The sequence below is a fragment of the Dyella sp. KRB-257 genome (genome assembly GCF_049445995.1).
Lineage (GTDB): Bacteria > Pseudomonadota > Gammaproteobacteria > Xanthomonadales > Rhodanobacteraceae > Dyella_A.
In genome coordinates this window covers 37,570-62,078 of sequence record NZ_JBMSDZ010000007.1, presented here as the reverse complement: position 1 = coordinate 62,078, position 24,509 = coordinate 37,570, and the positions used below count along the sequence as shown (strand labels likewise).

Sequence of the window (24,509 nt, the reverse complement as noted above, 5' to 3'; positions counted from 1 at the left end):
CACTATGCCGCGCCCGCCCCACCCGGAACCGATCCGTGCCCACCACTTTGTCCCAATCGAACCTGCCCGGCCTGGAGCTGATCCACCGCGGCAAGGTGCGCGATGTGTATGCGCTGCCCCGCGGGCATCGCCCCGATGGTCGTCTTGAGGACGCCCGGCTGCTCATCGTGGCCACCGATCGCCTGTCCGCGTTCGACGTGGTGCTGCCCGACCCGATCCCGGGCAAGGGCGAGTTGCTCACCCAGATCTCCAATTTCTGGTTCGCCAGGACCGCCCATCTGGTGCCCAACCACCTGCTCGACGTGCCGCTGGCCGAGGTGCTGCCGCCGGGCACCGACCTGGCGCTGTACGCCAGGCGCGCCGTGGTGGCGCGCCGGCTCAAGCCGGTGCCGGTGGAGGCGATCGCCCGCGGCTACCTGATCGGCTCGGGCTGGAAGGACTACCAGGCCACCGGCGCCGTGTGCGGCATCGCGCTGCCGGCCGGACTCAAGCAGGCGCAGCAGCTGCCCGAACCGATCTTCACGCCCTCGACCAAGGCCGCCGTGGGCGACCACGACGAGAACGTCAGCTTCGACGCGGTGGTGAACGTGGCCGGCCGCGAGCTGGCCGAAAAGGTGCGCGACGCGACGCTGGCGATCTACCGCTGGGCCGGCGCGTTCGCCGCCGAGCGCGGCATCATCCTGGCCGACACCAAGCTGGAGTTCGGCACCGACGAGGACGGCACGCTCTACGTGATGGACGAGATGCTCACCCCCGACTCCTCGCGCTACTGGCCGGCCGACCAGTACCGGGTGGGCATCAGCCCGCCCAGCTACGACAAGCAGTTCGTGCGCGACTACCTGGAGTCGATCGGCTGGAACAAGACGCCGCCGGGTCCGCGCATTCCCGCCGAGGTGATCGCCGGCACCGAGGCGAAGTACGCCGAGGCCTTGCAGCGGCTGGCCGGCATCACCCTCGCCTGAGCCGGCCGCCCACGGAGACCACGCCATGCGCACCATGCAGGACTGGCTGGACAGCTACAGCGCCGATCACCAGCACCCGATCAACCAGCGCCTGCACTGGCTGTGCGTGCCGCCGATCGTGTGGAGCGTGATCGCGCTGCTGTGGACGATCCCGGTGCCGGCGCGCTTCCTGCAACCCGGAGCCTGGGCGGTGCTGGCAATGGTGCTGGCGTTCGCCTGGTACTGGAAGCGCTCGCACCGGCTCGGCGGCGCACTGCTGCTGGCCTTCGCCGCGTTGGCGCTGCTCACCGCCTTGTTGTTCAACCGGCTCGGCGCAGCCGACCTGCGCTGGCTGGCGCTCGGCATTTTCGTGGTGGCCTGGATCGGCCAGTTCATCGGGCACAAGTTCGAGGGGCGCCGGCCGAGCTTCCTCACCGATCTTTCCTACCTGCTGGTCGGCCCGGCCTGGCTGATGGAAAAGCTGCTGCGCCGGCTCGGCTTCAAGGCTTCCGCATGACCACTTTGCTCACCGTGCTCAGCACCCTCCTGTGGTGGGTGCTGTACAGCTCGATCCTCGCCCTGTTCTTTTCGCTGATCGCCTGGCCGCTGCTGCGCTGGAACGAGCGCGCCGGCGTGGTGTTCAACCGCGTGTACCTCGCGAGCCTGCTGTGGACCATGGCCGGCATGGCGATGGTCGGCGCGGTGGCCGTGCACGAGGGCCACGTGCGCCCGCCCTATGGCGCGCTGCTGACCAGCAACGCGCTGCGCGGCGTCCTCGTGGTGGACATGCTGGTCGGGGTGGCGCTGCTGTGGCGGCTGATCCCGCGCGTGGACGCCCGCCGCATCCGCCCCACCAGCGCCTGCCTGGCGGTGGCCGCGGTGATGGCGATCGCCTTCGGCGTCGCCACCAGCCTGGCCTGAATGGCGGGCGGTCTCGGCGGGCAAGACACGGGGCAGGTATATCGTGCGGCCCGGAGTGAGCCATGAGCCTGCGCAGCCTTTTCGTCGACTTCAACAGCTATTTCGCCTCGGTCGAACAGCACGAGGTGCCGGCGTTGCGCGGACGCCCCGTCGGTGTCGTGCCGGTCGAGGCCGAGACCACCAGCCTGATCGCCGCCAGCTACGAAGCCAAGGCGCACGGTGTCGGCACCGGCACGCTGGTGAGCGAAGCGCGGCGGCGGTGTCCGGGCCTGGTGATCCGGCTGGCACGCCCGGAGCGCTATGTCGCATGGCATCACCGCCTGCTCGAAGCGATCGACCAGGCCATCCCCATTGCGCGCGTCGGCTCCATCGACGAGGTCGCGTGCGAACTGGTGGGACGCCAGTGCCGGCGCGAAGAGGCGGTCGCCCTCGCCGCCCGGATCAAGGCGTGCGTGGCTCAAGCGGCGCCCGGCGGGGCGATCCGCTGCTCGATCGGCATCGCGCCGAACGAATTCCTGGCCAAGACCGCCTCGGACATGCGCAAGCCCGACGGTCTGACCGTGATCGAGGCGGGCAACCTGCCGCACGTGCTGCATGCGCTGCAACTGCGCGACCTGTGCGGCATCGGCGCCGCCATGGAACAGCGCCTGCACGCGCACGGCATCACCACCGTCGCCCAGCTCACCGCGGCCCCGAAATCCCTGCTCCGGCACGCCTGGGGCAGCATCGAAGGCGAGCGCATGTGGAGCCAGCTGCGCGGTGTGTGGATGCCGCCGACCGCCACGCAGCGCGGCTCGCTGGGGCATTCGCACGTGCTGGGTCCCGAACTGCGGCACCCTGCCGGCGCACGCGCCGTGCTGAAAAAGCTGTTGGTGAAGGCCGCCATGCGGCTGCGCCGGGAAGCCCTGCTGGCCGGCGCGCTGGCGGTACGCATCCGCCATGTCGGCCACGATGCGCGGTGGGAGGCCGATCTTGGCTTCGATCCCACCGACGACACCCGCGAACTGCTGCGCATGCTGACCCTGATGATCGACACCGGCCGCCGCCGGCACGCCCTGCTGCCCGGGCCCGCGGGCGCCGTGCCGCTGTCCGTCAGCGTGACGCTGCATCGGTTGATCGAGCGCCGCCACAGCACCGGCTCGCTGTTCGCGCAGGACGCGAACGCGGGCAAGGTCGATGACGTCGTCGATCGCATCAACCGCAAGTTCGGTCTCAACAAGGTCTATTTCGCCAGCATGCAGAAGGCGCTGGAGCATCAGGCGGCGCCGATGCGCATTCCCTTCAGCCGCATTCCCGACAGCGAGACCGAAAACGAGGCCGGCCACGAAGCACTGTGGCTGCAGTCGTTCAATCGGGCCAGGGTGCTGGCCGAACAGGCGCATCGATCGAAGAAGAGCCGTTGAATCCGGTGCCGGCCGCGCCGCCGGCACCGGCGTTTGGCGGCGGGCGCAGTAGGCGGGCGATTTTTTTGGTCTCAGTCGGTCGCCTGCCGCTCCAGCCAGCGCCAGCCGTAGAAGGCCGGTACGCCCAGCGCGATGATCAGCAGGCTCATGCCCGCGTCGCGCGGGGCGTGGATCGAGGTGGCGACGATCACGCCCAGCACCGTCACCACGAACACCAGCGGCAGCAGCGGATAGAACGGCACGCGATAGGGCGAAGGCTCGCGCGCGAGGTGGCGGCGATACCAGAACAGCGTGGCGATGCCGAACGCGTGCGCCAGCCATTCACCGACCGTGGTGTAGTCCAGCAACTGGCCGAAGCTGCCCGACAGGGTGAGCACGATCGCCCACGCGCCCAGCGTCGCCAGCGCCACCTGGGGTGCGCGGCTGGTGGGATCGATCCGTCCCACCGCGCTGAAGAACATGCCGTCGCTGCCCATGGTCTGCAGCACGCGCGCGCCGCCGGCGATGGCGATGGCGCAGTAGCCGAAGGTGGAGCAGGCGATGCCCAGCGCCATGATCGTCGCGCCGCGCGGGCCGAGCAGGTCGCGCAGCAGGTCGGCCGCCGGCGCCGAGCTGGCGGCGAGGCCGGCGTGGCCGAGCCCGGCCAGATAGGCGAAGTTCACCAGCAGGTAACTGCCCACCACGCCGGCCATGCCCAGCCCGAGCGCGCGCGGCAGTGTGCGCTGCGGATCGCGCACCTCCCCGGCCAGGTCGTTGAGGTAGTGGAAGCCGCCGTAGGCGAACAGCACCGGCAGCAGTGCGCCGAGGAAATCGCCCGGCGACGCCACGTGCACCGGATCGGCCGCCAGCGCGCCGCCGAGGTGGCCGCGCGCCAGGAGCAGCCCGACCACCACCAGCAGCGCGATCGCCGCCAGCTTGAGCACGGTGAAGATGTTCTGCACCCAGGCGCCGGCGCGGATGCCGAACAGGTTGATGCCCACGATGAAGGCGATCGACCCCACCGCCACCGGTTTGACGAAACTGCCGGGAAAGCCCAGCGCCGCGCAGAAATAGTCGGCGAAGGTGGTCGCCACCGCCGCCACGCTGCCGGGGTAGTTGATCAGCGCCATGGTCCAGCCGAACAGGAACGCCGGCAGCTTGCCGAACGCCTCGCGCAGGTAGACGTAGGTGCCGCCCGCCTGCGGCCGGCGCGCGCCCAGCTCGGCGTAGCAGAGCACCCCGGCCAGCGTGAGCAGGCCGCCGATCGCCCACAGCAGCAGCACCTGCCAGCCGGCCGAGGTGCGTTCGGCCACGGTGGCCGGATTGCGGAAGATGCCGGCGCCGATCACGCCGCCGATCACGATCGCGGCGGCGTCCCAGGTGCCCAGGCGGCGCAGGTAGGAAGGAGCGTGGTCGTCGGCAGTGGCGGTCATCGTCGAGCGGCCGTGATGGTGGAAGGCCATAGCCTGACACGAGCGGCGCGGCGCGTGCCCGGACACCCGTCCGCCCGCCGTAGAATGTGCCCCTTCCTTGCGCCCCGGATGCCGATGCATCACGCCTTGCCGACCGCGCAGCACGCGGCATGACCACCGCGCAGCGCTCACCTGCCACGCGCTGGACGCGTGCGCTTTCCGCAACCGCGGCGCTGGCGATGCTGGGTATCGCCGGCTGGCTGCTGCATCGCTACCTGCAGGCGATGCGCTGGCGGGACTTCAGCGCGGCGTGGTCGCAGCTGCCGGCGCGCGACATCGTCGCCTCGGCGCTCGCCGGCATGCTGAGCTTTGCCATGCTGGCCGCTTTCGAGATGCAGGCCGTGCGGCTGACCGCAGGCGAGCGGGTGTCGTTGCGCCGTGCCGCGTTCGCCGGCGCGGTGTCCAATGCCATCGGCAACCTGCTCGGCTTCCACGCGATCACCACCAGTGCGGTGCGCTACCGCATCTACGGCCCGGCCGGACTGGGCGCGGGCGATATCGCGCGTATCGTCGGCGTGGCCGGCATGGGCGTCGGGCTGGGGTTTGCCGTGGTGATCGCCGGTGCGCTGTGCTGGGAGCCGGCGATCACCGACGGCTGGGGTCGCTGGCCGGGGCTGGCGCTGGTCGGCGCGCTGGCGGCATGGTGGTGGTGGCTCGGTGCGGCGCCACGCGAGCTCGCGCTGGGCGGCTGGACGCTGAAGTTTCCCGACGCACGCCACGCCGCCGTACAGATGCTGATCGGTGCGGTCGAGATGACCGCGGCGATCGCCGCGCTGTACGTGCTGCTGCCGGCGGGCATCGCGCCGCCGTTCGTGGATTTCCTGCCGGTCTACGTGGCGGCGGTGCTGGCCGGACTGGTCAGCCACGCACCGGGCGGGCTGGGCGTGTTCGAGACCATCCTGCTCGCCTCGTTCACCCAGGCCCAGCGGCCGGATCTGCTCGCCGCGATCCTCTGCTATCGGCTCACCTACACGCTGGGGCCGTTCGTGTTCGGCAGCGTGGCGCTGGCCGCGTTCGAACTGCGCCGGCGCCGGTGCGAAACGCGCGGCGCGGCGGCGTAGGAGCCTGTCGGACTCCCGGGGATGGCTGGTTAGAATCGACGCCTCCGCTTGGCGAGGCGCGCGTGTCCGGCCCAGTCCGCAAGATCCTCCACATCGACATGGACGCGTTCTACGCGTCGGTCGAGCAGCGCGACAATCCGGCGCTGCGCGGCAAGCCGGTGGTGGTCGCGTGGCGCGGCGCGCGCTCGGTGGTGTGCGCGGCCAGTTACGAGGCGCGCCCGTTCGGCGTGCGCTCGGCGATGCCGGCGGTGCGCGCCGAGCGGCTGTGTCCGCAGGCGATCTTCGTGCCGCCGGACTTCGCCCGCTACAGGGCGGTGTCGCGGCAGATCCGCGAGATCTTCGCCCGCCACACCGACCTGATCGAGCCGCTCTCGCTGGACGAGGCCTACCTCGACGTCACCGCCACCAGGAGCGGCCTCGGCTCGGCCACCGCGACCGCCGAGGCGATCCGCGCGGTGATCCGCGCGGAGACCGGGCTCACCGCCTCGGCCGGGGTCGCCCCGAACAAGTTCCTCGCCAAGATCGCCTCCGACCATCGCAAACCGGACGGCCTGTTCGTGGTGCGGCCGCATCAGGTGGACGCGTTCCTGCTGCCGCTCAAGGTCGGGCGCCTGCCCGGCGTGGGCAAGGTGATGGAAGCGAGACTGGCCGGGCTCGGCATCGCCACCGTGGCGCAACTGCGCACCCTGCCGCTGGCCGAGATGGAGCAGCGCTTCGGCCGCTGGGGTCGCCGCCTGCACGAGCTGTCGCTGGGCATCGACCACCATCCGGTGCAGCCGGAGCGTCCCAGCGTGCAGGTGTCGGCCGAAGACACGTTCGAGCACGACCTGCGGCTGGACGAACTCGAACCGCACATCCGCCGGCTGGCCGAGAAGACCTGGACCGGCCACCAGCGCGAGGCCGGCCGCGTGGCGCGCACGGTGGTGCTCAAGCTCAAGACCGCCGATTTCCAGACGCTGACCCGCAGCCTCACCCCGGCCAGCCGGCCGGAGTCGGCGCAGGAACTGGCCGACATCGCCTGCGCGTTGCGCAGCCGCGTGGAGCGTCCGGCCGACAGCCGCTACCGGCTGGTGGGCGTGGGCCTGTCCGGGTTTGTCGATGCCGACGCCTACACCGCGCAGACCGACCTGTTCGGGCCGGCGCCGACCGGATGATGCCGCTGCCGCCGCGGTACCTGGTGATGCTGATGCTGTGGGAGGGCGACGGGCTCACCGTCTCGCAGGTGGGCGAGCGGCTGCTCCCCGACTCGGCCACGCTGACGCCGCTGCTCAAGCGGCTGGAGACGGCTACACCCGCGCCAACCCTCCCCCCCCCGCCGGCTGCTCGGCTGGCGCCCTTTTCCCGACCGCGCCAGCGCGTCGCAGGCCGAAGCGGCGATCAGGAGACTCTACAAAACCGGAAAATGCCATTCCCGACGACCGTCGAGGGTGACGGGAAAAATTCCTAGAAACGACGCAAGTAATTCATTTGTAACGAATTTACGGACAAGTGCCGGGCGTCACCAAAGACCGGTCGAAAAATAAGTAAAGCATTACCCGCCATACATGGAGTACGCTGGCGGAGTAGTGCTTGAGGCGAGGTTCGGCTGCACTGCGTCATCCTGCGGCGAGTCTGCCTCACTCCACGCCGTATACATCCATGTGTCAAAGGTCAAAGCGTCATGTCAAATCGTCAGAGCGGTACCGTCAAGTGGTTCAACGATGCCAAGGGCTTCGGTTTCATCAGCCCGGAAAGTGGTGACGACCTGTTCGTCCACTTCCGCGCCATCCAGGGCACCGGCTTCAAGTCGCTGCAGGAAGGCCAGAAGGTCACCTTCGTCGTGACCAAGGGCCCGAAGGGCCTGCAGGCGGACGAAGTCCAGGCTGCGTAAGCCACTTTCCCGGTTCGTCGGGATAAGGAAAAAGCCCGCGCTTGCGCGGGCTTTTTCCTTGTGGAGCACCGCAGGAGCACCTCGAAAAACTCGAAATCGGGCTCGTCATTCCTGCGAAGAGCTTCTCAACAGCGAAGCTGGTCAAGCGGGAATGACGAGCAAAGAGCGGTTTTCGAGGTCCCCGCAGGCGCCGCGCCGGATCATTTCTTCCGGGGGATGTACAGGTCGGTGATGGTGCCTTCGTAGACCTCGGCCGCCATGCCCACCGACTCGCCCAGCGTGGGATGCGGATGGATGGTCAGCCCGATGTCGGCCGCTTCGGCGCCCATCTCGATCGCCAGTGCGATCTCGCTGATCAGGTCGCCCGCGTGCGTGCCCACGATGCCGCCACCGACCACACGATGGGTCGCCTCGTCGAACAGCAGCTTGGTGAGGCCCTCGGTGCGGTCGTTGCCGATGGCGCGGCCGCTGGCCGCCCACGGGAACTTGCCCACGCCGATCTTCAGGCCCTTTTCCTTCGCCTCGCGTTCGGTGACGCCGACCCAGGCGATCTCCGGATCGGTATAGGCCACGGACGGAATCACCCGCGCATCGAAGTGGCTCTTCTGCCCGGCGGCGACCTCGGCCGCCACCTTGCCCTCGTGCGTGGCCTTGTGCGCCAGCATCGGCTGGCCGACCAGATCGCCGATGGCGAAGATATGCGGCACATTGGTGCGCATCTGCGTGTCGACGTGGATGAAACCGCGCTCGGTCACCGCCACGCCGGCCTTGTCCGCGCCGATCCGGGCGCCGTTGGGCGCGCGGCCGACCGACACCAGCACGCGGTCGAACACGGTATCGGCCGGGATGCTCTCGCCCTCGTAGCTGACCTCGATGCCCAGCTTGGTGGCCTTGGCCGAGGTCACCTTGGTCTTGAGGTGGATGCCCTTGAGCTTCTTGCCCAGGCGCTGCGCCAGCGGCTTGATCAGGTCGGCGTCGGCGCCGGGGATGATCTGGTCCATGAACTCGACCACGGTCACCGCGCTGCCGAGCGCGGAATACACCGTGGCCATCTCCAGGCCGATGATGCCGCCGCCGACGACGAGCAGCTTTTTCGGCACGTCTTTCAATTCCAGCGCGCGGGTGGAATCGAGCACGCGCTCGTCGTCCCACGGGAACATGCCCAGCTTCACCGACTGCGAGCCGGCGGCGATGATCGCCTGCTCGAAGCGGATCAGCTTCGTACCCTCGGCCGTCTGCACCTCGATTTCGTTGGGCGACACGAACGCGCCCGTGCCCTGCACCGTGCGCACCTTGCGCTGCCTGGCCATGCCGGACAGGCCGCCGGTGAGCTTGCCGACCACCTTGGACTTGAAGTCGCGCAGCTTGTCGATGTCGATGCTCGGCTTGCCGAAGCTCACGCCGTGCGCGGCCATCGCCTCCGCCTCGTCGATCACCGCGGCGGCGTGCAGCAGCGCCTTGGACGGAATGCAGCCGACGTTGAGACAGACGCCGCCGAGCGTGTCGTAGCGCTCGACCAGCACCGTGTCGAGACCGAGGTCGGCGGCGCGGAAGGCGGCGGTGTAGCCGCCGGGACCGGAGCCGAGCACCACCATCTGGCAGGTGATGTCCGCCATGCGGCCGGAGGCGTCGGCTGCCTGAGCGGTCGCAGCTGCGGCGGCGGGGGCTGGCGCCGGGGCAGCCGGGGCCGACGCGGGCGCCGCTGCAGGCGCCGGCGCCGCGGCCTGTTCCTCGCGGCTTTCCAGCACGGCGATCAGCGCGCCCTCGGACACCTCGTCGCCCACCTTCAGCTTGAGCGACGTGATGACGCCGGCGGCGGTGGAAGGAATCTCCATCGTCGCCTTGTCCGACTCCAGCGTGATCAGGCTCTGGTCCTTGGCGACGGTGTCGCCCTCCTTCACCAGCACCTCGATCACCGGCACGTTCTCGTGGCCGCCGATGTCGGGCACCTTGATTTCGAGCGAGTTGGCCATGTTGTTGTTCCTTTGGAAATGCGGGGATGTCAGCGGCTGGCGCCGGATTCGGGGAATGTCGAGGCGGCGGGGGATGCGCCGCCGGCGTTGGCCTCGGCCACGTCCCGCGCGACGTCACGGACCGCGTCATTGCCATCGACCGGCGATGCATCGCCTGGCTGGCTGGCGGGCACCGTTCGCCCCCGTCAGAGCAGCAGGCGGCGGATGTCGCCCAGTTGCTGTGCGAGGAAGGCGGCAAAGCGCGCGGCCAGCGCGCCGTCGATCACGCGGTGGTCGTAGGACAGCGACAGCGGCAGCAGCAGCCGCGGCGCGAACTCCCTGCCGTTCCACACCGGCTTCATCGCCGCCTTGGAGACGCCGAGGATCGCCACCTCCGGCGCGTTGACGATCGGCGTAAACGCCGTGCCGCCGATGCCGCCCAGCGAGGAGATCGAGAAGCAGCCGCCGGACATGTCGGCCGGGCCGAGCTTCTTGTCGCGCGCCTTCTTCGAGATCGCGCCCAGCTCGCGGGCGAGATCCAGCAGGCCCTTCTTGTCGACGTCGCGGATCACCGGCACCACCAGGCCATCGGGCGTGTCCACCGCGATGCCGATGTGGAAGTACTTCTTGAGGATCAGCTTCTCGCCGGTCTCGTCGAGCGAGGCATTGAACTGCGGGAAGGCTTTAAGCGCCGCCACCACCGCCTTCATCTGGAACACCAGCGGGGTGATCTTCAGCTCCTTGTTCTCCTCGCCGAGCTTCTTGCGGAAAGCCTCCAGCTCGGTGATGTCGGCGTCCTCGTGCTGGGTGACGTGCGGGATCATCGCCCAGTTGCGGGCGAGGTTGGCGCCGGAGATCTTCTGGATGCGCGAGAGCGGCTTCTCCTCGATCTGGCCGAACTTGGCGAAGTCGACCTTCGGCCACGGCAGCAGACTGAGGCCGCCGCCGGCCGCGACCGGCGCGCCCTGCACCGGACGGGCGCCGGAGGCCAGCGCGTGCTTGACGTAGGCCGCCACGTCCTCGCGCTGGATGCGGCCGCCGCGACCGGAGCCTTTCACCTGATGCACGTCCACGCCCAACTCGCGTGCAAAGGCACGGATCGCCGGGCTGGCGTAGGGCGCGTCACCCGGCATGACGATCTTCGCGTCGAACGGCGGGCGCGCCTGCGGCGGCACGTCGCCTTCCGGCACGTTGCCGGGCAGCACGCCGCGCGCGGCGATCGGCGATGGCTGCTCCTCGATCTTCGGGCCGCCCTGCGCCACCGGCATGCCGGCAGCGGCGGGCGCGGCGGCCGGCGCCGCGACCGGTGCGCTGTCGCCAGCGGCCTCGATCAGCGCGATCACGCTGCCCTCGGCCACCTCATCGCCCACCTTGAGCTTGAGCTCCTTCACCACCCCGGCGAACGGCGCGGGGACCTCCATCGTCGCCTTGTCCGATTCCAGCGTGATCAGGCTCTGCTCTTTTTCGACGCGGTCGCCGACCTTGATCAAGATCTCGATCACCGGGACCTTGTCGCCGCCGATATCCGGAACGCGTGCTTCTTTGAGGTCGGCCATGGGGACTCCTGGGGAATGGGCGGGCCGCGGAAACGGACCACGGCAAGACTTCCATCATAACCAAGGCGCGCTGGCGGCGGGGCTGAAAACGTCTGCAATGACACCGTTCGCGCACGTATGGCGCGTCGCGCCGATCAGCACAGACGCGCCATCCACCACCAAGGAGGGTTGCATGCACCGGCGCGCGAGGCATGGTCAGGCGGCGCGTGGACGACAGGCCGGGGGCGGGTGGCGCGGCATCGGTTCGACGCGCCGATCGAATCCCTGTACGGCGGCTTGCAACGGCGCTTCAGTGCGCCGCGACGCCGAGATGCTGCATGTCCAGATGCACCGCCTGCACGCGCCCGGCCAGTCGCCCCAGCTCCGCGGCCGCCTCGGCGCTCGCCACGCCCAGCACCTGCTCGAACCGGGCCAGCAGCGCTGCCTCGCGGCGCGCAAGCAGCCTGATCCACTGGTTGTCGCTCAGTGTCACGCTGCGCATCCACCAGCTCGTCGAGCTCCAGGGCAGCGATGCGTTCCAGCGCCCGCGCGTGGCGGGCCGCCCGCCCTGCGCAGCCAACTGCATCTGCAGGTCGAGGATCAGCAGCTCCAGCGCGGCGGCGTTTTCCAGCAGCACCACGCGCAGGCCGGGCTCCTCCACCTGCTGTGCCGCCTGCTTGCACAGGCGCTGCAGATCAATGCTGCGGCGGATCAGGTCGTTGTACAGGGGCTGCGATGCCAGCGACACGGCGCGTGGTCTCTATGAGTGGACTGAGGAATTGCCATGCTGGCGGCGGGCCGCTTACCCCCGGGTTAACCCGGGCGCTTCCGGCACTCGCGCTTTAGCCGTGGTTCGCTTTCGGGCGGATCAGCGACCGTCCACCGAGAGCAGGTCCAGCGGCCGACCGGCCGCATCGCGTACGCCCTGCTGCAGTTCGGCCAGCCGGTGGATCGAGGGGCACAGCGCATCCACCGCAGGCGCCAGTGCCTGCATGCGCCGCTCCAGCCGCGGACGCAGCGCGGTGGCGAGATCCGCGGCTCGGTCGCGCAGGCGCGCGGCGGTGTCCAGATCGCCGCTCATCGCCGCCTGCAGCGCCTGCTGGCCCAGATCGCCGGCGACGATGGGCGTGAGGTCGGCGGCCATCCGGTTGCCCAGTTGCCGGGCGGCGTCGCCCTGCCAGTCGTGCGTGCTCTGGCTGGCAGCGATGCGCTGGCGCAGTTCGGCGGCATCGGCCGCGAGGCGCTGGTCCAGCTCGCTGCGCGCGGCTGCGCCGAGACCCATGCCGGCGGCCTCCTGATGCAGCGCCTGCACCGCGATGTCGACGCCGCGACGAGCCACCGCGCGCGCCTTCGGTACCAGCGCCCGCAACTCGCGTTCGAACAGCGCGAGCCGATCCTCGTCCTCGGCATTCAGCCGCACGGGTACGCCGTCGGCCATCAGGCTGCCGTGGCTCAACACCAACTGCCGCGGCGCCGGCGAAGGCCGGTCGAACACCAGCCGGTCCGGCTGCACGGTCAGATCGAAACTGCTGTTGGCGTGACAGCGCGTGGCGAGCTGCCGGGCGTGCAGCGGGGTCGCCAGCAACCATGCTGCGGACACGAGAAGCAACGGAACCAGACGCATCGGCGACTCACTTCAGGACAGTCGCCCACGGATACAGGCGCGCGGGCCAATCCCGGCTGAATCCGCGCCGATGGGTTCGCGCGCCGAATGCCGGCTTACGCTCCGCCGGGCGGGGTGATCAGATGCAGGCACCCCGAGCGGAATACAGATACAGCCCATCATCGGGCAGCGCATCGGCGCTGTCGGTCAGCATGCCGGCGCGGTCGAACCACGGCACCGGCTCGTGCGGACCGGGGATGTAGACGTGCCACTGGCCGACGCCGCTGCGCACCAGTTCGCCGAACTTGCGCAGGTGATAGGACACCGGTGCACGCACGTAGCGATCCACCGGCGCGACGCCCGGGGCGAGTGGCTTGAAGGTCCAGTCGCGCGCCGCGCTGATCGCCGACCTGGCCAGCATCGAACGCATCTCCTTCATCTGGCGATCGGTGCCGGCGATACCCAGGTTGACCTGCTCGGCCATCACATCCTCAACCTTTCCGGCGGAATCTATCTTGAGGACGAGGTAGACGTCGCCGCTGACCCTCGCCCGGATCGCCTCCGGGGGATAACGCGGTGGCACCGTCTTGATGCGCTCCCGGCCGAACGCCTCGCCGTCGCTGCCGAAGTGCACGCCGCGGATCGCCAGCGTATAGTCCTGGCGAAATTTCAGCCACGCTGGCGGAACTGCTCGCGCACCGCCGGCTGCCCAAGGCGCCAAACCAGCCAGATCAACATCACGATCGCGATGGCATCGAAGGCCAGCGAGAGGTGAACGCGGCGCGACTCCTGCGCGACCAGCATGGCGGCATCGGCCACTCCGTGCGGCTGGCGATCCCAGCCGAGCCACTGCTGATAAAGCAGCACGCCGCTCAGCAGCAGGCCCGCGGCAAGCAGCCCGAGGGCCACGCGCAGCACCGGCCGCGCCCAGCCCTGGCGCAGGATGCCGGCGGCGCAGAACACCACCAGCGCCGCCGCCGCGATGAAGTACGCCGCGTCCCACGCCAGCATGGCGTGCAGCGTCGCGCGCCCCTGCGCATCGATGCTTGCGACATCCAGCACGGACCACACTCGTTGGGCGTGCACGCCGTACTGCATGGCACCGAAGGCCGCCAGCAGCAGGATCACCCACAGGCCGAGGCGCCACAGCGCGAACCCCGGCCGTGGCGACGCGATGTCCGCCATGCTCAGGACCCTGCCTTGAGCGACGCGAGATCGCCCAGCACCTGGGCCGAGTTCTTCTCCGGGTCGACGTCTTCGTAAACCTTGGCCACCTTGCCCTGCGGATCGATGCGGTAGTCGGCCGGCGTGCGCCAGTGGCCGTTCTGATCCTGCAGGCGGAAATCCGGCGCGGCCTGACCGGGCTGCGGCGTGGCGGCGAACACGGTCGAGACCGGCCCGAACAGCAGCGGGAGCGAGAGCGCGAGCAACAGGGAAGGGCGACGCATCGAGGCATCTCCGGATCGTGGTGTGAGTCGCCGGATTGTAGCGCCGCCCACGCACAAGGGCGCCGCACGGGCGCCCTTGGCGAATTGCCGCACCGGCATGCGCCGGCAAGGCCATGGCCTACTCGCGGGTGATGGTGAACTTGCCCACCGAGATGCCCAGGTTCACGCCCTCGCCGGTGCCGGCCAAGGCCAGCGAGGTGGTGCCCTTGGTCAGCACCTGGGCGCTGCCGCTCTTGACGATGCCGGCCTCGGCGCCAGCCTGGGCGTAGTCGCCGAACACCTCGTCGATGCCGTGCACCTTGCTGATCTCGCCCTTGCCGTGGTCGATGTGATACTTGCCGGCGGTGAGGCCGCCGCCGACCACGGTGATCTTCACGCGCGAGGACTGGCCGTTGTCGCAGGTCACCGTGCCGCTGCCTTCGGCGTGCTTGTACAGGATCGACCAGCCGGACAGGCTGTACGTCAGGTCGCACTTGACGTTGGCCTCGGCCGCGTGAGCGCCGGTGGCGCCCATCGCACCGGCGGTGGCCAACAGCAGGGTGGCGAGAGCGTGATTGCGCTTGATCATGGTGAACTCCTCGTGGATATGCGTGCCGGTCCATGCCGGGCCACGGTGGCGGCGGGAAGGGCCGCACGGGGTCCGTGGTGGAGCGCAGCATCGACACGGATGCGTGAGGACCTTGTGCAGTGCAGGCGAGGATTCAGTGAGTGTGCGGTTGCGGTCGATTGGTCGCGGCCAGCCGTTCACATTCGCTCGGCGAGAACGCCGCAGCCGGCTTCCCCCGAGCACTGCCGGGCAAGCGTACGGCGTCGGACCGCGCGGCGGGCATGGCTGCAACACACGCGTCATCGCGACCTGTGTGGCATGATCCGGTTCAGCCCACGGCAGATCGCGGAGATGCCTCATGTTCAAGTATTCGCTGGTCGGCTACGACGGTTCGGACACCTCACGGCGCGCATTCGAGCTGGCTGTGTCGCTGGCACGCGCCTGCCACGGACGGGTGCGCGTGGTGTCGGTGCTGCAGGTGACCGAGGGCGGCGCCGATGCCTGCGCGCTGATGATGGCCGACTCCGGCACGCGTCGCGCGCAGGAGCTGCTCGACGAATTGAAGACGATGGAGCCGGACGCCGAGGCGCTGGTGGATATCGAGCTGGCGCACGGCAGCCCCGGCGACGTGCTGATCAGCCAAGTGGCCCAGCACGGTTGCGATCACATCGTGATCGGCCATACCGAACGCGGCGCGCTGGCGCGCTGGCTGCTTGGCTCGGTGTCGGGCGACGTGCTCGCCCGCGCCCACGTGCCGGTGACGGTGGTGTGCTAGGAGCGTGGGCCATAGAAGCCATTCGGGCTGCAAAGCTCTTCGCCGCGAACGTTTCTACGGCCCACGCTCCCAGAACCAGCCGGACCCTGGTTGGCCGGCTGCAAATCGGGCGGCAAGGTCCATGTTCCCGCCGCTCCCAGGCCCGTAGAACCATCATAGGCCGGCGAATCGTCGAAAATCTGTCTTGGCACAGCCCGATTTCCGCCTCGACTCTCAAGACCCGACAGGCTCCCAAGGACCGCCGTCCTTATCCCGGAAATTACCCGGCGTCGCGCAGCGAGGCCATGTCAATCACGAAGCGGTACTTCACGTCGCTCTTGAGCATGCGCTCGTAGGCCTCGTTGATGTCCTGCATGCGGATCTGCTCGATGTCCGAGACGATGCCGTGCTCGGCACAGAAGTCCAACATCTCCTGCGTCTCGGCAATGCCGCCGATCAGCGAACCGGCCAGCGCGTGCCGCCCGAAGATCAGCGAACCGCCGTGCACGGTGGGCGGCGTATCGGGCAGGCCGACCAGCACCATCGTGCCGTCGCGCTTGAGCATGCGCAGGTAGGTGTTGAGGTCGTGCGGCGCCGAGACGGTATCGAGGATGAAATCGAAACTGCCGGCGTGCCGCTTCATTTGCTCGGCGTCGTTGGATAGCACCACCTCGTCGGCACCCAGCCGCAGCGCGTCCTCGCGCTTGGACGGCGAAGTGGTGAACTGCACCACCTGCGCGCCGAACGCGTGGGCGAACTTCAGCGCCATGTGGCCCAGGCCGCCGAGGCCGATCACGCCGACCTTGCTGCCCTTGCCCACCTTCCAGTGCCTGAGCGGCGAGTAGGTGGTGATGCCCGCGCACAGCAGCGGCGCCACGGCGGCGAGGTCGAGTTTGTCGGACACGCGCAGCACGAACGCCTCGTCCACCACGATGTGGGTGGAGTAGCCGCCCTGGGTCGGCGTGCCGTCGACGCGGTCCTTGCCGGCGTAGGTGAAGGTGGCGCCCTGGAGGCAGAACTGCTCCAGGTCGTCCCGGCAGTTGGCGCACTCGCGGCACGAATCGACCATGCAGCCGACGCCGGCCAGATCGCCTTCCTTGAACCGGGTCACCGCCTTGCCGGTGCGCAGCACGCGGCCGACGATCTCGTGGCCCGGCACGATCGGGTATTCGCCGGTGCCCCACTCGTCGCGCACGGTGTGCAGGTCGGAGTGGCACACGCCGCAGTAGAGGATCTCGATCACCACATCGGTATCGCGCGGCTCGCGGCGTTCGAAGCGGTACGGCGCCAGCGGAGCGCGGGCGGCGGGGGCGGCATAGCTGAAAGTGGAAATCATGGGGACTCCGTCGATAGGGGAAACGCGCGCCGGCGCATGCGGCCGGCGCAGCCTTCACGGATGGGGTCGGCCGCGGTTAATTCCAATGCGCGGGCAACGCCGTATGCTTGCGTCATCGAACTGTCACTTCGCGCGCCCACCGGCGCACCCGCTACTGCGACAAGGAGTCCGCCCGTTGAGCTACGACAGCCACACGCTGCCCTGGACGCTGGAAAGCATCGACTTCGCCAGCATCGACAAGGCGCGCATCCGCCACAACGAGGATCTGTTCTTCCTGTTGTGCAGCGCCTCGTTCGTCGAGAGCGGCTCGGACCGGTACACCCACAACCTGGTCAACCACTTCGCCGGCGACGAGGAACTGCAGACCTGGCTCAGCCAGCACTGGGAGCACGAGGAGCTGCAGCACGGCCGTGCGCTGGCCACGTATGTGCGCACGGTGTGGCCGGAGTTCGACTGGGAGGCCGGCTTCAAGGCGTTCTGGGGCGAGTACGGCGCGTTGTGCACCAACGAACAACTGGAGCCCAGCCGAGGCCTGGAGCTGGCCGCGCGCTGCGTGGTGGAGACCGGCACCGCCAGCCTCTACCGCGCGCTCAACGACCTCACCGACGAGCCGGTGCTCAAGCAGCTCACCAACCACATCAAGAGCGACGAGGTGCGCCACTACAAGCACTTCTACCAGCACTACCGGCAGTATCGCGAACGCGAGGGTTTCGGCCGCATCCGGGTGCTGCGCGCGATCCTGCGTCGGGTCAGCGAGATCAAGAGCGAGGACAGTGACATCGCGCTGCGCCACGTGTTCAACCAGTGCTATCCCGACGGCAGCGACGCGCAGTTCCGGCAGCTCAGCAACCGCGCGCAGGGCCTGCTGCGGCGGAACATCCCCGCCGGAATGACGGTGAAGATGCTGCTCAAGCCGCTGGATCTGCCGATGCGCCTGCAGAACGCGCTGGAAAAGCCGCTGGCGAAGCTTGCCGAGAAACTGTTCCTGCACTGAGCATGCGGCTCGGCGCGGGTCACTTGCCCGCCGCGGGCGCCACTTCGCGCGGCTTCGCCTGGATGGTGCGTCGCTGTTCCTGCGCGGCCTTGAGCTGCTTGACGTTCACCGGACGAATGCCGGTGATGAAGCACGGAAAATCGCGCCGGCCGGTGAGCACCTTGTCGAAGCCCACGCTCACCTCGTGGAAGCTCGAGGTGATCCCGATCGCGTTGGTGTACTCCAGGTCGGTGCAGCCGCCCACGGTGAGCAGCCACGCCTCGCTGGGCCGCGTGTAGACCGCCAGCAGGTCGTTGCCCAGCGGTTCCCACGACCACAGGTTGCCGAAGAAGCGGAAGCTGCGCTGGCTCGGGCCGGCGGCGGCTTCGTAGTCGGCACGCCGCTGCGCCTCGCGCTCGGCGCGCGGCACGCTGGAACAGGCGGCCAGCGTGGCCGCCAGGGTGATGCACACGATCAGTCGTCGCACAGTCATGTTCGCTCTCCTGCTGTTTCGGACGCGACGCGGCGGATCGCGGCGCCCGCCTGCTACTTGTCCGCCCTAGCAGCCTGTCGGGCTTTGCTGGTCGAGGCGAGAAGTCGGCTGTGCGAGGACGGATTTTCGACGTTTCGTCGGCCCATAGTGGTTCTATGGGTCGGCGAAGCGGCGGAAATAGGGACCGCACAGCCGGATTCGCAGCCCGGCCGAGCAAAGTCCGACAGGCTGCTAGGCAGCGGCAGCCACTTGGCCGGATCGAAGCCGCCCACCTCGTACACCAGCGCCTCGCTGCGGCCGCCGTCCTTGCGGGTGACGGTGAGGCTGATCTTCCGCGCTTTCTTCAAGAGCGCGATGAACGCCTTGTCGTCGCTGATCATCAGCGCCGGCTCGCCGCTGGGCGGCGCGAACGCCTTGATGCCCATCGCCTTGCCATCGACCACCGCCGGCAGCGTGCAGGTGCCTTTGCAGACGAAGCCTTTGCCGCTGCCGAACAGGAAGGCGTTCTGGCCCCACTTCGTGTGCCGGCGCAGCACCAGGCGCACTTTTTCGGCGTCGACCGGCTCGCTGTTGAAGATCACCGCGGTGGACTGCGTGCCGCCGGCCATCGGCGACACCTGGTACAGCCACAGGCCGGCGAGGCGGTTCTTCTCGGCGTTCTCGTGGTAGCGCCTGGCGATCTCCGGCAGGGTCTGCTGCACCTCCTTCGCCGCGGCGCTGCCGGGGTAGTCGTGCACGATCTTCTCGCCGAAGGTGGTGGCCATCTCGTCGTTGTGGATGCGCACCAGCTGGCGATAGGTGTCCAGGTCCTGCGCGGCCGCCGTATCGCTCGCGGCCGCCTGCGCGGCCGCCTGCGCCGCCGGCCTGGCCGCGCCGGACGATCCGTCACTCTGCTGCGAGCAGCCGGCAGCGAGCAGGGCGAGGCCCAGGACGGGCGCGAGGGAACGGGCGAAGGCGAGTGACATGGCGAACATCCACGGCAGGAAACAGGCGCCTAGAGTGGAACGAGCCGCGGCGACGACGCAACCGCCGCGCCCACGATGTCGCAGGACCCGATGCGCACGCGCCGCGTCTGGCCCGCGCACGGCGGCGGCGGGATAATCGCGGCTCCCGCAAGGACTACCGATGTCGCCCTCCCCCTCGTCCCGTGCCGACGCGCTGTTCGGGCATCGCGCCTTCGCCGCGTTCTGGTTCGCCCGCATCGCCTCGGGCTTCGGTTTCCAGATGCTGTCGGTGGCGGTGGGCTGGCAGATCTACGCGATCACCGGTCGCGCGCTGGACCTGGGCCTGATCGGCCTGGCGCAGTTCATCCCCTCGGTGCTGCTGGCGCTGCCGGCCGGCCACGTGGCGGACCAGTTCGAGCGCCGCCGCATCGTGCTGCTCGGGCAGGTGGTGGAGTGGGTGGCGATCGCCCTGCTGGCCGCGCTCACCCTGATGCATGACATCCACGAGGCCGGCATCCTCGCGCTGGTGTTCGTGATCGGGGTGGCCAAGGCGTTCGAGTTCCCGGCGATGCAGTCGATGCTGCCGGCGCTGGTGCCCGCGCCGATGCTGCCGCGGGCGATGGCGGTGAACGCCTCGGCCGGGCAGGCGGCGATGATCATGGGGCCGGCGCTGGGCGGTTTTCTGTACGTGGCCGGGCCGGGCGTGGTCTATGTGATCGCCGGCGCGCTGTACCTGGCCGCGGCGGTGCTGATGGCGAGGCTGCGCTACGAGCGCGCGCCGCCGCGGCGCGCGCCGGCCACGCTGAAGACGGTGTTCGCCGGCGTGCACTTCATCCGCCAGCGGCCGGACGTGCTCGGCGTGATCTCGCTGGACCTGTTCGCCGTGCTGCTGGGCGGCGCCACCGCGCTGCTGCCGATCTTCGCCAGGGACATCCTGCATACCGGCCCGTGGGGTCTGGGCCTGCTGCGCGCGGCACCGGCGGTGGGCGCGCTGGGGATGTCGCTGTGGCTGGCGCGCCACACGATGCAGCGGCGCGTGGGCATGACCATGTTCGCCTCGGTGGCGGGCTTCGGCGTGTCCACGCTGGTGTTCGCGCTGTCGACCACGCTGTGGCTGTCGATGGCGGCGCTGTTCGCGCTGGGCGCGTTCGACATGGTCAGCATGGTGATCCGTGGCGCGCTGGTGCAGTTGGACACGCCCGACGACATGCGCGGCCGGGTGAGCGCGGTCAACGCGATCTTCATCAACACCTCCAACCAGCTGGGCGAGTTCGAGTCCGGCCTGCTCGCCGCATGGGTCGGTGCCGTGCCGGCCACGTTGATCGGCGGCGTCGGCACGCTGCTGGTGGTGGGGCTGTGGATGACGATGTTCCCCACCCTGCGCCGGCGCCAGCGGCTGCACGACGAGCCCGAGCCGGTGGCCGAGCCGGCCGACCAGACGCTCTGAGCGCCACACTGCGGCTACACACACTGCGGCGACGGTGGCAGCCGCGGGGCTGTCGCCACTAGCATCGGGGGATGACTCCCGCCCATCGCCTGCTTCTGACGCTCGCCGCCGCCACCCTGGCCGCCGTGCCCCTCCACCTGCACGCCCATGACGCGGCGGCCACGTCGCCGCGCATCGAGGTGAGCTTCGCCGCGGCGGCGCGCGCGCTGCCGGTTACCGGCCGTGTCTATGTGGCGGTGAGCCGCGACGACGCAAAGCCGCCGATCGAGCAGACCGACATCACCGGCGTGCCGCTGTTCGGACACGACGTCACCGGCCTCAAGCCCGGCCAATTCGCGGCTATCGATGTAAACGACTACGGCGCCCCGCTCGCCAGCCTGCGCGAGCTGCCCGCCGGCGATTACTGGATGCAGCCCTTCGTCAACGTCTACACCGAGTTCAGGCGCGCCGACGGCCACACGCTGTGGATGCACATGGACCAGTGGGAAGGCCAGGACTGGAAGCACTCGCCGGGCAATCTCTACGGCAGGCCGGTGAGGGTGCACTACGACCCGGCCGCGGTGACGCCGATCCGGCTGGTCGCCGACCAGGTGATCGCGCCGATCCCGTTTCCGAAGGACAGCGAACACGTCAAGCGCTTCCGCATCCAGAGCAAGCTGCTGACGAGATTCTGGGGCCACCCGATCTACCTGGGCGCCACCGTGTTGCTGCCCGAGGGCTATGAGCAGCACCCGCACGTACGCTATCCGGTGGTCTACGACCAGGGGCACTTCTCCACCGTGGCGCCGTTCGGTTTCGAGAACGGGAAATCCAAGCTGCGCGCGTTCTGGCTGGATAGCGCGAAAAAACCACGCGTCATCGTGGTGACCCTGCAGCACCCCTCGCCGTACTACGACGACTCCTATGCGGTGAACTCGCCCAACGAGGGGCCGTTCGACGACGCCATCCACCAGGAGCTGTACCCGGAGATCGCCAAGCGATTCCGCACCATCGAGCAGCCGTGGGCGCGCATCCTCACCGGCGGTTCCACCGGCGGCTGGATCGCGGTGGCGCAGCAGCTGTTCCATCCGCGCTACTACGGCGGCAGCTTCGCGCTGTGCCCGGATTCGCTGGATTTCCGCCACCACCAGGTGGTGAACATCTATGACGACGCCAACGCCTACACCGTCGACAAGGGCTGGATGAAGGTCGAGCGCGTGGACACGCGCCGGCCCGACGGCAACGTCGAGGCGATGATGAAGGACGAGAACCACTACGAGCTGGCGGTGGGCGACCACTCGCGCTCGGGCGGCCAGTGGGACATCTGGGAAGCGGCCTGGGGGCCGATCGGTACGAATGGCTATCCGCAGCGCATCTGGGACAAGCGCAGCGGCGTGATCGACCACCGGGTGGCCGAATACTGGAAACAGCACTTCGACCTGCGTTACCTGCTGGAGGAAAACTGGTCCACGCTGGGCCCGCTGGTCGCCGACAAGCTGCACATCTACGTCGGCGACGCCGATACCTACAACCTCAACATGGGCGTGCGCGCGATGGACGCGTTCCTGAAGACGGCGACCCACCCGCGCTTCGGGGGCTCGATCACCTACCAGCCGATGGCACCGCACTGCTGGGGCCCGCCGGCCGAGGAGCTCTACGGCACCATGACCCGGTTCATGCAGGCACATGCGCCCAAGAGCGACGACGCCTGGATCTACTGAAGCGGCAGTCCCTTCTCCGTGACAGCCAGCGGGCTACCGCCGGCGATCCGCAGGCGACGGGCTGGAATGCCGCCGCTGCCATCGAAACCACGCCGCACCCGGGCACGGAACGTCCGTCAGGCCATCTCCGGACCCAAGCCATGCCACGACACCCTCGCCCACCCCTCCGTCTCGCGCTGGCGCTCGCCGCCGCGCTCGCCACCCAGGTTGCCGGTGCGGCGGTCAACCCGCACGCGCGCACCTGGGCCAACCCGCTGGACGTGGACTACCGCTACAACTTCGAGCAGATGAACCAGGGCATCTCCTACCGCACCGGCGCGGACCCCGCGGTGGTCCGCTACGGTGACGCTTACTACCTGTTCCAGACCCTGGCCGACGGCTACTGGCGCTCCACCGACCTGGTGCACTGGGATTTCGTCAAGCCCGACAAGTGGCCGTTCGACAGCGAAGTGGCCCCGGCGACCCTGGTTGCCGACGGCAAGCTGTTCCTGCTGCGCTCGACCACCGACCCGGAACCGCTGCTCTATTCCACCGATCCGGCGCACGGCCACTGGCAGTTCTGGACCCGGCTGATGCCGCCGCTGCCGAACGCGGTGAGCTCGTCCACCGAATACAGGATCAAGCCCGACCAGCTGCCGCCGGGGCCGTGGGACCCGGGCCTGTTCCAGGACCGCGACGGCAAGGTCTACCTGTACTGGGGCTCGTCCAACGTCTATCCGATATACGGGCAGCAGATCGACCTCAAGCTGGGCGACGAGACGCAAGGCGAAGGCAAGCGGCTGGCCTGGCTCGGCGCGGCAAAGTCGCTGCTGCGGCTGCATCCGGACGAGCACGGCTGGGAGCGCTTCGGCCGCGACCACACCGACGAAAAGACCAGACCATTCATCGAGGGCGCCTGGATGAACCGTCATGGCGACCGCTACTACCTGCAGTACGCCGCGCCGGGCACCGAGTACAACGCCTACGCCACCGGCGTGTACGTGGGCGAGCATCCGCTGGGACCGTTCACCTACGCGCCGTACAACCCGGTCGGCTACAAGCCGGGCGGTTTCGTCGAGGGCGCCGGTCACGGCTCCACCTTCGAGGATGCCCACGGCAACGTGTGGAACACCGGCACCAACTGGATCGGCCTGAACTGGAACTTCGAGCGGCGCATCGATCTCTACCCGGCCGGCTTCCACGACGACGGCCAGATGTGGGTGGACACCCGCTTCGGCGACTTCCCGCAGCGCATGCCCGAGCACAAGCTCCAGCCCGGCGAGAGCACCTTCACCGGCTGGATGCTGCTGTCCTGGCACAAGCACGCCACCGCCTCGTCGCAGATGCCGGGCCATGGGCCGGATCAAGCCACGGACGAAAACCCGCGCACTTTCTGGCTGGCCGCCGCCAACGCGCCCGGGCAGACGCTGACGCTCGACCTCGGCGGCCTGCGCACCGTCAACGCGATCCAGGTGAACTACGCCGACTACCGGTCCGGCCGCTACGGTGACGCGCCCGACCTGGTCACCCAGTTCGTGCTGGAAGGCTCGACCGACGGCAGCCACTGGCAGACCCTGGCCGACCTCTCGCACGAGACGCGCGATCACGCCAACGCCTACGTCGAACTCGACGCGCCGGCGCGCATCCGCTACGTGCGCTACGTGCACCAGCACGTCGGCGCGAAACACCTGGCGATCGCCGACCTGCGCGTATTCGGCCACCAGGACGGCCCGCCGCCGCCCGCGCCGAAGCTGCTCTCGGCCACCCGCGACCAGGACCCCCGCAACGCCACCGTCACCTGGAAGCCGGTGCCCGGTGCGGTCGGCTACAACGTGCGCTGGGGCCTCACCGCCGATCGTCTGCACGAGACCTACCAGCGCTTCGCCGACCAGCCGACCACGCTGCAGCTGCGCGCGCTGAACAAGGGCGTGCGCTACGTGGTGGCGGTGGAAGCGTTCGACGAGCGCGGGGTGTCCACGCTGTCGCGCACGATCACGCTGCAGCCGTAGCGCAGGAACGGCCGCAGGGTGCGCTTCGCGCAGGAGCGCAGCGTGTGGGCGATCCGGTGTGGAGATTTCCGGAATACGCCACCATCGCTCCTGACACGCATTGCTTGCGGCGGCGTTCTCACGGCCGTCGCCGGCAAGCCTC

The 24,509-nt window shown here is 69.1% G+C and carries 24 protein-coding genes and 1 pseudogene; 13 read left to right on the top strand and 12 right to left on the bottom strand.

Annotated elements, in window-relative coordinates; all coding sequences use genetic code 11:
- Window positions 1-35 precede the first annotated feature (35 nt).
- From ACO2Q2_RS07480 to ACO2Q2_RS07465, 4 genes are all read left to right on the top strand, one after another.
- A complete protein-coding gene (locus ACO2Q2_RS07480) occupies window positions 36-962 on the top strand; it encodes a phosphoribosylaminoimidazolesuccinocarboxamide synthase (protein WP_423255137.1) in 927 nt (308 codons plus the stop codon).
- Between the two features lie 25 nt (window positions 963-987).
- Window positions 988-1,458 carry a DUF962 domain-containing protein gene (locus ACO2Q2_RS07475; RefSeq protein ID WP_423255136.1) on the top strand — a complete coding sequence of 157 codons (471 nt, stop codon included), beginning with the start codon at window positions 988-990 and terminating at the stop codon, window positions 1,456-1,458.
- Entirely contained in the window at window positions 1,455-1,862 is a 408-nt protein-coding gene (locus ACO2Q2_RS07470; RefSeq protein ID WP_423255135.1) for a hypothetical protein, read from the top strand. The genes ACO2Q2_RS07475 and ACO2Q2_RS07470 overlap by 4 nt, the downstream gene beginning before the upstream one ends.
- Before the next feature lie 62 nt (window positions 1,863-1,924).
- Window positions 1,925-3,265, top strand: coding sequence for a DNA polymerase Y family protein (locus tag ACO2Q2_RS07465; protein ID WP_423255134.1), 1,341 nt, complete (start codon window positions 1,925-1,927; stop codon window positions 3,263-3,265).
- Between the two features lie 71 nt (window positions 3,266-3,336).
- Here ACO2Q2_RS07465 and ACO2Q2_RS07460 read toward each other — a convergent pair whose 3' ends face one another.
- Window positions 3,337-4,677, bottom strand: a complete 1,341-nt coding sequence (locus tag ACO2Q2_RS07460; RefSeq protein ID WP_423255133.1) for an APC family permease — start codon at window positions 4,675-4,677, stop codon at window positions 3,337-3,339.
- Window positions 4,678-4,826: 149 nt separating this feature from the next.
- On the opposite strand from ACO2Q2_RS07460, the gene ACO2Q2_RS07455 reads away from it, so the two are divergent.
- The 4 genes and pseudogenes from ACO2Q2_RS07455 to ACO2Q2_RS07440 all read left to right on the top strand — a co-directional run bounded on the left by ACO2Q2_RS07455 (window position 4,827) and on the right by ACO2Q2_RS07440 (window position 7,647).
- Window positions 4,827-5,777, top strand: coding sequence for a UPF0104 family protein (locus ACO2Q2_RS07455; protein WP_423255132.1), 951 nt, complete (start codon window positions 4,827-4,829; stop codon window positions 5,775-5,777).
- Between the two features lie 62 nt (window positions 5,778-5,839).
- Complete coding sequence (gene dinB / locus ACO2Q2_RS07450) at window positions 5,840-6,931, top strand: DNA polymerase IV (RefSeq protein WP_423255131.1); 1,092 nt, start codon at window positions 5,840-5,842, stop codon at window positions 6,929-6,931.
- Window positions 6,932-6,942: 11 nt separating this feature from the next.
- A pseudogene (locus ACO2Q2_RS07445) lies at window positions 6,943-7,065 on the top strand (MarR family transcriptional regulator); the annotation flags it as partial.
- Between the two features lie 372 nt (window positions 7,066-7,437).
- Window positions 7,438-7,647 (top strand): cold-shock protein, encoded by a 210-nt coding sequence (locus ACO2Q2_RS07440; protein WP_423255130.1) that lies wholly within the window; start codon window positions 7,438-7,440, stop codon window positions 7,645-7,647.
- A 200-nt stretch (window positions 7,648-7,847) separates the two neighbouring features.
- On the opposite strand, the gene lpdA is transcribed toward ACO2Q2_RS07440, so the two are convergent.
- The 8 genes from lpdA to ACO2Q2_RS07400 all read right to left on the bottom strand — a co-directional run bounded on the left by lpdA (window position 7,848) and on the right by ACO2Q2_RS07400 (window position 14,753).
- Complete coding sequence (lpdA, locus tag ACO2Q2_RS07435; RefSeq protein WP_423255129.1) at window positions 7,848-9,620, bottom strand: dihydrolipoyl dehydrogenase; 1,773 nt, start codon at window positions 9,618-9,620, stop codon at window positions 7,848-7,850.
- A 185-nt stretch (window positions 9,621-9,805) separates the two neighbouring features.
- A complete protein-coding gene (aceF, locus tag ACO2Q2_RS07430) occupies window positions 9,806-11,155 on the bottom strand; it encodes a dihydrolipoyllysine-residue acetyltransferase (RefSeq protein WP_423255128.1) in 1,350 nt (449 codons plus the stop codon).
- 289 nt (window positions 11,156-11,444) lie between these two features.
- Complete coding sequence (locus ACO2Q2_RS07425; RefSeq protein ID WP_423255127.1) at window positions 11,445-11,882, bottom strand: hypothetical protein; 438 nt, start codon at window positions 11,880-11,882, stop codon at window positions 11,445-11,447.
- A gap of 120 nt (window positions 11,883-12,002) precedes the next feature.
- Window positions 12,003-12,758, bottom strand: a complete 756-nt coding sequence (locus tag ACO2Q2_RS07420) for a DUF2884 family protein (protein ID WP_423255126.1) — start codon at window positions 12,756-12,758, stop codon at window positions 12,003-12,005.
- A gap of 118 nt (window positions 12,759-12,876) precedes the next feature.
- Window positions 12,877-13,371, bottom strand: coding sequence for an energy transducer TonB (locus ACO2Q2_RS07415; RefSeq protein WP_423255125.1), 495 nt, complete (start codon window positions 13,369-13,371; stop codon window positions 12,877-12,879).
- Window positions 13,372-13,406: 35 nt separating this feature from the next.
- Entirely contained in the window at window positions 13,407-13,922 is a 516-nt protein-coding gene (locus ACO2Q2_RS07410) for a hypothetical protein (protein WP_423255124.1), read from the bottom strand.
- A gap of 2 nt (window positions 13,923-13,924) precedes the next feature.
- On the bottom strand, window positions 13,925-14,185 hold the full coding sequence (locus tag ACO2Q2_RS07405) for a hypothetical protein (protein WP_423255123.1): 261 nt from the start codon (window positions 14,183-14,185) through the stop codon (window positions 13,925-13,927).
- 118 nt (window positions 14,186-14,303) lie between these two features.
- A complete protein-coding gene (locus tag ACO2Q2_RS07400; protein ID WP_423255122.1) occupies window positions 14,304-14,753 on the bottom strand; it encodes a hypothetical protein in 450 nt (149 codons plus the stop codon).
- Window positions 14,754-15,090: 337 nt separating this feature from the next.
- Between ACO2Q2_RS07400 and ACO2Q2_RS07395 the strand changes: the two genes are divergently transcribed.
- Window positions 15,091-15,507 (top strand): universal stress protein, encoded by a 417-nt coding sequence (locus ACO2Q2_RS07395; RefSeq protein WP_423255121.1) that lies wholly within the window; start codon window positions 15,091-15,093, stop codon window positions 15,505-15,507.
- A gap of 259 nt (window positions 15,508-15,766) precedes the next feature.
- Here the strand turns inward: ACO2Q2_RS07395 and ACO2Q2_RS07390 are convergent, their stop codons facing one another.
- A complete protein-coding gene (locus ACO2Q2_RS07390) occupies window positions 15,767-16,822 on the bottom strand; it encodes an NAD(P)-dependent alcohol dehydrogenase (protein ID WP_423255120.1) in 1,056 nt (351 codons plus the stop codon).
- Window positions 16,823-16,997: 175 nt separating this feature from the next.
- Between ACO2Q2_RS07390 and ACO2Q2_RS07385 the strand changes: the two genes are divergently transcribed.
- Entirely contained in the window at window positions 16,998-17,816 is an 819-nt protein-coding gene (locus ACO2Q2_RS07385) for a ferritin-like domain-containing protein (RefSeq protein WP_423255119.1), read from the top strand.
- A 19-nt stretch (window positions 17,817-17,835) separates the two neighbouring features.
- Here the strand turns inward: ACO2Q2_RS07385 and ACO2Q2_RS07380 are convergent, their stop codons facing one another.
- Window positions 17,836-18,288: a DUF6491 family protein gene (locus ACO2Q2_RS07380; RefSeq protein WP_423255118.1), complete on the bottom strand. Its 453-nt coding sequence runs from the start codon at window positions 18,286-18,288 to the stop codon at window positions 17,836-17,838.
- Window positions 18,289-18,341: 53 nt separating this feature from the next.
- Window positions 18,342-19,253, bottom strand: coding sequence for a hypothetical protein (locus ACO2Q2_RS07375; protein WP_423255117.1), 912 nt, complete (start codon window positions 19,251-19,253; stop codon window positions 18,342-18,344).
- Window positions 19,254-19,413: 160 nt separating this feature from the next.
- Here ACO2Q2_RS07375 and ACO2Q2_RS07370 point away from each other — a divergent pair, with 160 nt between their 5' ends.
- From ACO2Q2_RS07370 to ACO2Q2_RS07360, 3 genes are all read left to right on the top strand, one after another.
- Entirely contained in the window at window positions 19,414-20,679 is a 1,266-nt protein-coding gene (locus ACO2Q2_RS07370; protein ID WP_423255116.1) for an MFS transporter, read from the top strand.
- A gap of 71 nt (window positions 20,680-20,750) precedes the next feature.
- Complete coding sequence (locus ACO2Q2_RS07365) at window positions 20,751-22,379, top strand: alpha/beta hydrolase-fold protein (RefSeq protein WP_423255115.1); 1,629 nt, start codon at window positions 20,751-20,753, stop codon at window positions 22,377-22,379.
- A gap of 140 nt (window positions 22,380-22,519) precedes the next feature.
- Complete coding sequence (locus ACO2Q2_RS07360) at window positions 22,520-24,367, top strand: family 43 glycosylhydrolase (protein WP_423255114.1); 1,848 nt, start codon at window positions 22,520-22,522, stop codon at window positions 24,365-24,367.
- Window positions 24,368-24,509: the final 142 nt, after the last annotated feature.